We start from the raw sequence: 10,712 nt of genomic DNA on the forward strand, positions 1-10,712 counted from the left end.
CTCGGGGCATGTTCGAGCTCGAGCAGGTATCCAAGCGTTTCGGCGGGACGTGGGCCCTGCACCCGCTCGACCTGCGTGTACCCCCGGGGCGCACCACCGTCCTGCTCGGCCCGAGCGGCTGTGGCAAGTCCACCCTGGTGCGATTGATGAACGGCCTGCTCCGGCCCGACTCCGGCCGCGTCCTCTTCCGGGGTCAGCCCCTGCGCGAGGAGGAGTTGCTCTCCGTCCGCCAGCGCATCGGCTACGCCTTGCAGGGCGGTGGGCTCTTCCCACACCTCACCGCCGAGGGCAATGCGACCCTCATGGCGCGCTATTTGAAATGGCCCGCGGACCGCGTCCACGCCCGGCTGCGCGAGCTCGTGGAGCTCACCCGTTTCCCCCCGGATGCGCTCGGCCGCTTCCCTGGTCAGCTCTCAGGCGGCCAGCGCCAGCGCGTCAGCCTCATGCGCGCGTTGATGCTCGACCCGGACGTGCTCCTGCTCGACGAGCCGCTCGGCGCGTTGGATCCGATGATCCGCCACGAGCTTCAGGGCGATCTGCGCGACATCTTCGCCCGGCTCGGCAAGACGGTGGTGCTCGTCACGCATGACCTCGGCGAGGGCGCCTTCCTCGGGCACCACGTGGTGTTGATGCGCGAGGGCCGCATCGTCCAGCAGGGCCCGCTCGCCGAGCTGGAGCGCGCTCCCGCGGACCCCTTCGTCACCCGCTTCTTCCAGGCCCAGCGCCTGCCCTCCGAGGGCCGCCCCACATGAGGCTCCCCGCCGTCTGTCTCTTGCTCGTGCTCGCCGCGTGCCCGGGTGCGCCCGTGGAGGGCCCCGCCGTGCGCGTGGGCTCCAAGAAGTTCACCGAGTCCGTCATCCTCGGGGACCTGGTGACGCAGCTCGCCCGGAGCACCGGCGCGCGGGCCGAGCACCGGCGCGAGCTCGGAGGCACCCAGGTGCTCTGGCAGGCGCTGCGGCGCGGGGAGATCGACCTCTATCCCGAGTACACCGGCACCCTGCGCCAGGAAATCTTCTCCGGCCGCGCGCTGCCCGATGACGAGGCCCTGCGTCAGGCGCTCGCCGCCGAGGGCCTGCGCATGAGCGCGCCGCTGGGCTTCAACGACACGTATGCGCTCGGCATGAAGGAGGCCGAGGCCGAGCGGTTGGGCATCCGCACGCTCTCGGACCTGCGCCAGCATCCGGAGCTGCGCTTCGGCTTCAGCAACGAATTCATGGACCGCGCCGATGGTTGGCCCGCGGTGCGCTCCCGCTACGCGCTGCCGCAGCGGGACGTGCGGGGACTCGACCATGACCTGGCCTACCGGGGACTGGAGAGCGGCGCCCTCCAGGTGACGGACCTGTACTCCACCGACGCGGAGATCGCGTACTACCACCTGCGCGTCCTCGAGGACGACCTGCGGCACTTCCCCGCGTACGACGCCGTGCTCGTCTACCGCGCGGACCTGTCCGAGCGGGCGCCCCAGGTGGTGACCGCGCTCCGCCGGTTGGAGGGCCGCCTCTCCGAGTCCGAGATGGTGGAGCTCAACGCCCGGGCGAAGCTCCAGCGCGTGCCCGAGCCGCAGGTGGCCGCCACGTTCCTGGAGCGCGAGCTGGGCCTCACGGTGGCGGTGAGTGGCGACAGCCTGCTCGCGAGCCTGTGGCGCCACACGCGTGAGCACCTGTTCCTCGTGGGCCTGTCGCTGCTCGCGGCGATTCTCGTGGCGGTGCCGCTGGGCGTGCTGGTGGCGCGCAGGCCGAAGCTGGGGAGGGGCGTGCTCGCGCTGGCCGGTGTCATCCAGACGGTGCCCTCGCTGGCGCTGCTGGTGTTCATGATTCCGCTGCTGGGCATCGGCACGCGGCCGGCCATCGTGGCGCTGTTCCTCTACAGCCTGCTGCCCATCATCCGGAACACCGCGGCGGGGCTCTCGGGGATTGCGCCGGAGGTGCGCGAGTCCGCCGAGGCGCTCGGCCTACCGCCCGGTGCGCGCCTGCGACTGGTGGAGCTGCCCATGGCCGCCCCCTCCATCCTCGCCGGCATCCAGACGTCCGCTGTCATCAACGTGGGCACCGCCACGCTGGGGGCCCTCATTGGCGCCGGGGGTTACGGACAGCCCATCCTCACCGGCATCCGGCTGGATGACACCGGGCTCATCCTCCAGGGGGCCGTGCCGGCGGCGGTGCTCGCGCTGCTCGTCAGCGGCCTGTTCGAGCTCATCGAGCGGCTCGTGGTTCCCCGGGGGCTGCGGCTTTAGGTCCCCGGGCCACTCCAGGGGTAGGATGAACCCCGCTTGCCCATGCGCCTGCCGCGTCCCTCCTCCTGGCCCGTTGCCCTCAAGCTCTCGCTCGCCTTCCTGGCGGTCGCGCTGGTCCCCATGGGCCTGACGGCGGCGTACAACCTCCACCAGTCCCTCGCCAGCGTGCGGCGCACCGCCCACCTCAACCTGGAGCTGTTCTCCGGCACCACCGCCGCGCGGTTGGACCAGCTCGTCACGGACACCAGCCGCTCCGTGGCCCAGCTCGCCGGCGACGCCGAGGTGGTGGCCTTCCTCTCCGCTCCGGCTCCCGACGCCACCGAGCGCGCCTCCGTGCAGCAGGCCCTCGACAACGTCATCCACTCGAACCCGGATGTCTTCTCGGTGTTCCTGCTCGACAAGGCCGGTACGTGCGTCGCGGCGACGCACCCGGACAATCTCGGCCGGGACTACGCCTTCCGCAGCTATTACCGGGGCGCGCTCGAGCACAGCCCCTATGTCTCGGAGCTCCTCACCGGCAGCACCACCTCGCGGCCCGGCGTCTTCTTCTCGCATGCCGTGCGCGACGCGGAGGGCTCGGCCGTGGGCGTGGTCGTGCTCAAGCTCCAGGGCGAGTCCCTGATGGAGATGGTGGGCTCGCTCCGTCTGGGTGAGCAGGGCCGGGGCTTCCTCATCGACGAGTACGGGGTCGTCATCAGCCACACCGAGCGAGGCCTGCTGTTCCACAGCCTCACGCCCCTGGCTCCCGAGGTGCTGAAGCTGCCCGTCTTCGACCGGCGCTTCTCGTCGGTGGGGATCAACACCATTCCGAGCCTCGGGCTGGACGTGCTGGGCCGCGAGATGATCGGCGCGAAGGCCCCGGGACACACGGGCTACACGGACGCGCAGCGCGGCCCGCTCATCGTGGGCTTCGCTCCCATGAAGACCCGGCCCTGGACGGTGGGCGTCGAGATGCCGGATGCCGAGTTCTCCGCGCCGCTCGTCTCGCTGGCGAGGCAGACCCTCTTGAGCGTGTTGGGGGTGGGACTCGCGGTGACGGTGCTCGCGCTGCTGGTGGCGCGGGGAATCGTGCGGCCGCTGCTGAGCCTCACGCGGGCGGCGAGCGTGGTGGAGCGGGGCGAGTACGGCGCGGGGCGGGTGCCCGTGCACTCGGAGGACGAGATTGGCGCCCTGACGCGGGCCTTCAACACCATGACGGCGGGACTCGCCGAGCGCGAGCGCGAGCGGGACATCTTCGGGCGCGTGGTGTCTCCCGAGGTGCGCGAGAAGCTGCTCGGCGGCGAGCTGCGCCTGGGCGGCGAGACGCGGCGGGTGGCGGTGTTGTTCTCGGACATCCGGGGCTTCTCCAGCCTGTCCGAGCGGATGGATCCGCAGGGCGTGGTGGCGCTGCTCAACGAGTACCTCACGGAGATGACAGAGGCGGTGCGGCCCTACCAGGGCTACATCAACAACTTCATCGGCGACGCCATCGTGGTTGTCTTTGGAGCGCCCATCGACCAGACGGGCATCGAGCGGCGCGCGGCGAGGGCGGCGCTGGCCATGCAGGAGCGGCTCGCGGTGCTCAACGCGCGGCGGGTGGCGCGGGGCGAGTTCCCCCTCGAGGCGGGCATCGGCCTGTGCGCGGGCGAGGCGGTGGCGGGCCAGATCGGCTCGCCCGAGCGGCTGCTCTACACGGTCATCGGTGACACGGTGAACATCGCGGCGCGGCTGGAATCGCTCACCAAGGACTATCCCGAGCACCCCATCCTGATGAGCCGTTCCGTGGCGGAGGGGCTGCGGAGCGAGTCCGGACTGCGGCTGGAGAGCCTGGGTCTCATCGCGGTGAAGGGCCGCGCCGAGCCGGTGGACGTGTCCGCCCTGCACGCGAGCGCTGACCATTCCATGGTAGCCTGAGGGCCCTCACGTCAGCGTTTCAGGAGACGGAAGATGCGGTTGCCGACGAAGTTCTCGTTTCAGGGGAGCAGCCGGTTCGAGCTGCGCCGCCTCTTGGGCTCGGGAGCGTTTGGCTCCGTGTATGAGGTTTGGGATCGCCACTACAACACCGTGGTGGCCCTCAAGGTCCTGAACGAGACCCGCCCGTCCGCCGTGTTTCGCTTCAAACACGAGTTCCGGCTGCTCGCCAACCTCGTGCACCCCAACCTGGTCACCCTCTACGAGCTCCACTCCGAGGGCGACCAGTGGTTCTTCACCATGGAGTACGTCGAGGGGCGCCACTTCAACGCCTACGTCTCCAATACGAGCAGCGCCCGGGTCAACGTCAGCAATCCCTTGCTGTTGTCGCTCAGGCCCGAGGACACGGCGCCGCCCGAGGCTCCCACCGAGACCCAGCTGGGCACCACGGCTTCCTCCAGCGACGAGACCGTCAGCTTCGTGCAGCGGCCGTCTGTCGCGTCTTCGTCCGCCTCATCCTCCTCCCCACAGGAGCCCAGGTCCGAGCCTGCCGTCTTCACCGGAGATCCCGAGCGTCTGCGCGCCGTCTTCTTCCACATCGTCCAGGGCGTCCACACGCTGCATACCCAGGGGATCGTCCACCGCGACCTCAAGCCCTCCAACGTCATCATCACCGAGAGCGGCCGCGCGGTGGTGCTCGACTTCGGCCTGGCGAAGGAGCCCGCGCCGGCCCCGCTGGACGTCACCCCCGATGAGTTCGCGGGCTCGCCGCCGTACATGGCTCCCGAACAGTGGTCCGGGGAGCAGGCCTCGCCGGCGAGCGACTGGTACAGCCTGGGCGTGATGCTCTTCGAGGCCCTCGTGGGCAGGCGGCCCTTCCAGGGCCAGGTACACGAGCGCCTCGCGCAACAGCGGCTGGGCGTCGTGCGTCCCTCCCTCCTGGTGCAAGGCGTTCCCGCGGAGCTGGACGAGCTCTGCGTGCGTCTGCTCAACCCGGAGCCCAGCCGCCGTCCCGATTACGCCGAGATCGTGGCGACCCTCCATCCCCAGGGAGGCGATACCCAGCCGGGCGTGCGCGCCACCTACTCCGGCCAGGAGCTGATCGGCCGTGAGACCGAGCTGAAGCAGTTGACGGAGGCGTTCCAGCGCACCGAGGCGGGGACGCTCTCCCTCGTGACGGTGGAAGGTGAGCCCGGCATCGGCAAGAGCACCCTCCTGCGACACTTCACCCACTCGCTGCATGCGCGCGGCACGGTGGTCCTGTCCGGCCGCTGCTACGAGCGCGAGTCCGTGCCGTACAAGGCCCTGGATGACCTGATGGACTCGCTGGGGCGCTACCTGCTCCAACTGCCGCGCGAGCAGGCCCGGGAGCTGATTCCCGCGCGGATGCACGAGCTCACGCGCCTGTTCCCGGTGCTGGTGCTGAGCGCGGAGCTCCAACCCGAGGCGCCGCCCTCGGCCCCTCCCGCGGAGCCCTTCCAGGCGCGCCAGCTCGCGGCGGCCGTGCTCCAGGAGTTGCTGCTGCGCATCTCCCAGCGCGCGCGGGTGGTGCTCTGTCTGGATGACCTGCAGTGGGGCGACGTGGACAGTGCGCGCTTCCTGGCCGAGCTGCTGTCGCCGCCCGGGGCTCCTCCGCTGATGCTCATCACGAGCTACCGCGCCAGCGAGGCCCGCACCAGTCCCTTCCTCGTCGAGCTCGAGCGCCTGCTGGCGGGCTCCACCTGGCAGATGGCCCGGAGCGAGCTGCGGCTCGAGCCCCTTCCGCCCGAGGTCTCCGTGCAGCTCGCGACGCGGCGCCTGGGGACCTCGTCCCTCGAGGCCCGGACGCGGGCCGAGCACATCGCCCGGGAGTCGCGCGGCAACCCCCTCTTCATCGAGGAGCTCGCCCGTGCTCCCGTCACCGGGGCGCTTCAGGAGGCGGGAGACTCTGGAGCCGTGTCGCTCGGGGACGTCCTGCGGTGGCGCATCCACGCTCTTCCCGAGGAGGCTCGCAATCTCCTGGAGGTGCTCGCGGTCTCCGGCCGGCCCACCGGCGAGGAGTTGCTGGTCGAGGCGCTCGGGGGCTCGGGCTCGGCCCTGTCCTCGCTCGTCCTGCTGCGCGCCCACAACCTGCTGCGCTTCCACCAGGGGGAGTACACCCGCCTGGAAATCTCCCACGACCGGATTCGCGAGAGCGTGGTGGGGCAGCTGGACGCCTCGGAGTTGATCGCGCATCACGCCCGGCTGGCCCGGGTGCTGGAGGCGCGTGCCGACGCGGATCCCGAGCACCTGGCGGTGCACCAGCATGGGGCGGGGGAGCTGCGCAAGGCGGCTCGCAACGCCCTGCGCGCGGCCGAGCGCGCCAATCAGGCGCTCGCCTTCCATCGCGCGGCGGAGCTCTTCGGGTCCGCGCTCGAATGGAGCGGCGGCGCACCCGAGCCCGAGCTGGGCACCCCGGGCGCGTTGAAGCGGAGCCGCGCGGAGGCGCTCGCCAATGCCGGCCGGTGTCTCGAAGCCGCGCCCCTGTTCCTCGAGGTGGCGGGCCTGGGCGGCTCTCCGGTGGCGGTGCTGGACAACCAGCGCCGCGCCACCGAGAGCTACATGCTGGGCGGGCAGATCGACGAGGGGCTCGCGCTGGTGCGGCCGATGCTCTCCCAGGTGAAGCTCTCCTACGGGGACACCCACCGGGGCGCGCCGGCGAACATGCTGTGGCACCGCAGCCGGCTCCAGAAGCGGGGGACGGCGTTCCAGGAGCAGCCCGCCTCCGCGGTTGCTCCCGAGCACCTGCACCGGGTGGACCTGGGCTGGTCGCTCGGCAAGGCGCTGGCGGACGTGGAGTGGATCCGCGCCTCGGGCTTCCAGCTCCAGAGCCTGCGGCTGGCGCTGGAGTGCGGAGAGGCCTCGCGCATCGCCCGCTCGCTCATCGCCTTCGGTCCGGTCCTGCTGTGGGAGGGCAGCCATGCCGCCCTGGAGCGGGGTTCCCGCTACCTGCTGGAGGGGGCGGCCATCGCCGAGCGGCTCCAGCATCCCGCGCTGATCGGCTTCGCCGAGGTGTACCAGGCGGCCTGCTCGCTGGTGCAGGGGGAGTTCGCCAGCGGGCGGGCCCACGTCGAGAAGGGAAAGCGGCTGCTGCTGCAGCACGGGGTGGATGTCATCTGGGAGCTCAACGTCTCGCGCTCCCTGGACTGCCACCTGCACGATGCGCAGCGGCGCATGAGCGGGCTGGGGATCCGCGCGTCGGAGTGGCACCGCACCGCCACCGAGCGCGGCGATTCCTACTCCCGGGTGATGTCTTCCTTCTACTCGGCCTTCGGCCTCGTCGCCCGGGATGAGCCGGACAACGCCCGTAAGCTCGTGGAGGAGACCATCGCCGGCTGGTCCCGGATGGGTGCCATCCAGCAGTACCACGCGTTCCTGAGGACCTCTCAAGCGGACCTCTACCAGGGCAGGCCGGAGAGTGCCTGGGCGCGGCTGGAGAAGACCTGGCCCATGCTCACCGCCGCGCAGATCTTCCGCGGCCAGCCCAGCCGCATCGAGAGCCATACCCTGCGCGCCCAGGTTGCGCTGGCGATGGCGGCCACGGCTCCAGACCGCCGGCCGGAGCTGCTGCGGCAGGCCGAGGAGGACGCGCTCCAACTGGAGAAGGAGATCCGCAAGGACTGCCCCTCGCTCGCCCAGTTGATCCGGGCGGGAGTGGCCCGGCAGCGGGACCAGCTCGAGCAGGCGCTCGTGCACCTGTCCTCGGCCATCGACGGGTACCGGGCCGTGGGGATGCCCAACCTCGAGGCGTGCGCGCGCTGGTGGAAGGGCGAGCTGGTGGGCGGGGACGAAGGCCGGGCGCTCGTGCAAGAGGCCACCACCCTGCTCAGGGCGGATGGCATCCAGCGCCCGCGCGAGTGGGCGGCGATGATGCTCCCCGGCTGTGCGCCGTAGCTCCACCCGCCGCGCCACGCATTGCGTTGCTGTCATGGGCGCCGTTGTTGGCTAGCGTAGCGGGGGCCGTATCCCGGGAGGGGAACCCTTGCTCATCAAGCTCATCGCGGATCTCTTGACCAATTCCGACGTCCAGCAGCAGTTCAGCCGGGATCCCTCCGGCGTGATGGACTCCTACGGCGTGCCCCCGGATGCGCGTCAGGCCCTGGAGGAAGGGGACCGGGACAGGCTCCTCGAGATGATGGGGCAGGAGATGTCGCGGAGCGCGCTGTTCGGGGCGCTCTGGAGCAAGCCCGGTGGCATCGTCATCAACTCCGTGTCTCCGGCCACCGGCAAGGCCGGGACGCAGCTCGAGCTCACCGTCACCGGGGATTACTTCGCCTCGACCGCGTTCGTGACCCTGCAGCAGGCAAATGGTGGCAACTACCTGGCCCAGACGCTCCAGGTGACCCAGCCGGATGTCCAGGGCTCCACGCTGAAGGCGCGGCTCAACCTCCCGGCGAGCGCCCCCCCGGGGGTGTACGCGGTCACCGTGTCCAACCCGAGCGCGTGGTTCTCCCTCCTCGACAACAGCTTCACCGTCGTCGCGAAGTAGCTGGGAGCCGCGGGTGATCGTCCACATCGATGAGCTGCTGCGTCCGTTGAGCACGCGCCTGCCCTGGGAGCTGGTCTCGGAAGAGGCGCTGGCCACCGTGAGCGAGGTAGCCCACCTGCTGCCGAGGATGTCGGGGGGCATTTCCCTCGAGTGCCGGCTGGAGGAAGGGGCCTCGCAGGTGGACTTCATGGCCTGCGGCATGCTCGACGATGGGGGCGCCCCGGCGCTCGCGGACATGCTCGCGAAGGCGGGAGACCGGCTCCGGGGCCCGCTCTGGGATGGCGTGCGCGCCTTCTCCCGCGAGTGGTTGGAGGCGAGCTCCCCCCTGGCTCGGGTGCCCATCTTCTGGCTCGAGTACGACCTGCCCAGGCCCCTGGGTGGCCTTCTCCAGCCCTTCGCCTTCCTGTGCGTCGAGCCGGATTTCCTCAAGCCGCCCGGGCGCGCGTTGGACCACCGCAAGGCCGCGGACGCGTCGCTCCACCTGGCGCTGCGGGGCCTGGAGGTGCTGCGGGGCAGGCCGTTGACTCCGGCCGTGGCCCGCACCGTCGCGCGCTGCTTCGAGCACCTCCCCGAGGGAGGCGTGGTCGAGCACGTGGCCCCGCTGGACTGCCGCGGCCTGGACGCGGTGCGCCTGGTGATGGGGGTACCGAGGCCCCTGCTGGCGGAGTTCGTGGAGCGGCTCGGCTGGCCCGGCCCGCGCGCCCAGGTGGAGGAGCTCTCGCGAACGTGGCTCTCCCCCTTGAGCTTCGCGGAGGTGAACGTGGATGCCGGGCCCGATGGCCTCGGGCCCACGCTGGGCTTCTCGCTGCCCCTGCCCGACGAGCCGCGCAAGAGCTGGGCGAGCGGCGTGCTCCAGCGGATGGTGGAGCAGAAGCTGTGTACACCCGCGAAGCGGGACGCCGTGCTGGACTGGACGGGCTCGGACCGGGTCACCCTGGAGGGGTACCGCTGGCCCAGCAAGCTGTGCCGGACCATCGGTCTGAAGCTGGTGTGCCGGCCCCACGAGCCCGTCACCGTGAAGGCGTACCCCTACTTCGAGTGCCGCTTCTCCCTCTGGGTTTGAGCCGCCGGCCTACTCCTGGGAGACGTCGAAGATCTGGATGCCGTCGAAGTCGTAGGAGACGCCCTTCGGGTCGGTGACGAAGCCGAAGTAGCCCACCCGCACCTTGTTCATCGTCGCCGAGGGCACGAAGAGCTGGGTGGAGCCGCTCACGCTCAGGCTGGCGCCCGCGGGGGGCGGGGTTCCGTAGTTCGGGGTGGCGCACGGGTTGAGGTAGATGTTCCCCGTGTTGGGGTCGTCCACCCGCACCAGGAGGAGCGAGATCGCATGCGAGGGATCCGCCGGCGCCACCTCGCAGCGCACCGTCAGCGCCCTGCCCGAGTAGCTCGCGTCCAAGGCCGTGACTCGATACCTGGGGCTCGTCGTGCTGTTCATCGCCATGTGTGCTCGCCTTCTTTCAAGGAGGCCGCTGCATGAACCGCCAGAGGTTAGGGCAGGCTATTGGGCCGTGCCCAGGACGAAGCTGAAGTCCGCGAATCCGCCGCTCGTACTCGTGGCCGTGGAGTGGCACTGCAGACAGCTGGAGCTGACCTGGGTGGAGAGGGGCTTGTAGGGCAGCTTGCCGTTCGTGGGCGGAGTGGGCCCCTGGTTGAAGCTCTCCAGCGTGGTGTTGGCGACGAACTCCGGCTGGGTCTTTCCCAGGTTGTCCACCCACTGCGTGGACACCAGCTCGTAGTTCTCCCAGACCGAGCCTGCGAGCAGCGCCTTGAATTGCTCGTTCGCCTGGGGATCGGTGATGGCCATGACGCGCGTCAGCTGGGTGGGGCGGTTGAGCGGCTTGCCCGCCGGGCTCAGCTCCACGTAGGTGTTCGTTTTCGGGTCCTTGGCCGCCGTCTGCGAGTTGGGCAGGCAGCACGTCTGGGTGCAGGGCACCGGCACGTTCGGGTTGTAGGTGGGCGTCCGCGGGCACTGCGGGTTGTTGAAGAGCTTCGTCACGTTGTCCACGTGCTCGAAGGTGGACCACATCCACTTCTTCTGGGTGGCTGTCTTGTGGGCGATGTGCAGGCCCACCAGGCCCATCA

Annotated in this window: 7 protein-coding genes and 1 pseudogene; 6 read left to right on the top strand and 2 right to left on the bottom strand. The window is 70.5% G+C overall.

Annotated elements, in window-relative coordinates:
- The first annotated feature begins 8 nt into the window (after positions 1–8).
- From ACJ8AN_RS18700 to ACJ8AN_RS18725, 6 genes are all read left to right on the top strand, one after another.
- A complete protein-coding gene (locus tag ACJ8AN_RS18700; RefSeq protein WP_407756746.1) occupies positions 9–752 on the top strand; it encodes an ATP-binding cassette domain-containing protein in 744 nt (247 codons plus the stop codon).
- Complete coding sequence (locus ACJ8AN_RS18705) at positions 749–2,233, top strand: glycine betaine ABC transporter substrate-binding protein (protein WP_407756747.1); 1,485 nt, start codon at positions 749–751, stop codon at positions 2,231–2,233. Before ACJ8AN_RS18700 ends, ACJ8AN_RS18705 begins: the two co-directional genes overlap by 4 nt.
- A gap of 42 nt (positions 2,234–2,275) precedes the next feature.
- Complete coding sequence (locus ACJ8AN_RS18710) at positions 2,276–4,126, top strand: cache domain-containing protein (RefSeq protein WP_407756748.1); 1,851 nt, start codon at positions 2,276–2,278, stop codon at positions 4,124–4,126.
- Between the two features lie 33 nt (positions 4,127–4,159).
- Entirely contained in the window at positions 4,160–8,035 is a 3,876-nt protein-coding gene (locus ACJ8AN_RS18715) for a serine/threonine-protein kinase PknK (RefSeq protein ID WP_407756749.1), read from the top strand.
- A gap of 88 nt (positions 8,036–8,123) precedes the next feature.
- Positions 8,124–8,630 (top strand): hypothetical protein, encoded by a 507-nt coding sequence (locus ACJ8AN_RS18720; protein ID WP_407756750.1) that lies wholly within the window; start codon positions 8,124–8,126, stop codon positions 8,628–8,630.
- Between the two features lie 13 nt (positions 8,631–8,643).
- On the top strand, positions 8,644–9,693 hold the full coding sequence (locus ACJ8AN_RS18725; protein WP_407756751.1) for a hypothetical protein: 1,050 nt from the start codon (positions 8,644–8,646) through the stop codon (positions 9,691–9,693).
- A gap of 9 nt (positions 9,694–9,702) precedes the next feature.
- On the opposite strand, the gene ACJ8AN_RS18730 is transcribed toward ACJ8AN_RS18725, so the two are convergent.
- Positions 9,703–10,071, bottom strand: a complete 369-nt coding sequence (locus tag ACJ8AN_RS18730) for a hypothetical protein (RefSeq protein ID WP_407756752.1) — start codon at positions 10,069–10,071, stop codon at positions 9,703–9,705.
- A gap of 57 nt (positions 10,072–10,128) precedes the next feature.
- A pseudogene (locus tag ACJ8AN_RS18735) lies at positions 10,129–10,712 on the bottom strand (hypothetical protein); the annotation flags it as partial.

The organism is Archangium sp. (assembly GCF_045802675.1).
In the GTDB taxonomy this organism is placed as follows: Bacteria; Myxococcota; Myxococcia; order Myxococcales; family Myxococcaceae; genus Archangium.

Excerpts from the sequence above, each read along its gene's own strand:
- ACJ8AN_RS18700 (WP_407756746.1), top strand. The coding sequence starts at position 9 with ATGTTCGAGCTCGAGCAGGTATCCAAGCGTTTCGGCGGGACGTGGGCC.
- ACJ8AN_RS18705 (WP_407756747.1), top strand. The coding sequence starts at position 749 with ATGAGGCTCCCCGCCGTCTGTCTCTTGCTCGTGCTCGCCGCGTGCCCG.
- ACJ8AN_RS18710 (WP_407756748.1), top strand. The coding sequence starts at position 2,276 with ATGCGCCTGCCGCGTCCCTCCTCCTGGCCCGTTGCCCTCAAGCTCTCG.
- ACJ8AN_RS18715 (WP_407756749.1), top strand. The coding sequence starts at position 4,160 with ATGCGGTTGCCGACGAAGTTCTCGTTTCAGGGGAGCAGCCGGTTCGAG.
- ACJ8AN_RS18730 (WP_407756752.1), bottom strand. The coding sequence starts at position 10,071 with ATGGCGATGAACAGCACGACGAGCCCCAGGTATCGAGTCACGGCCTTG.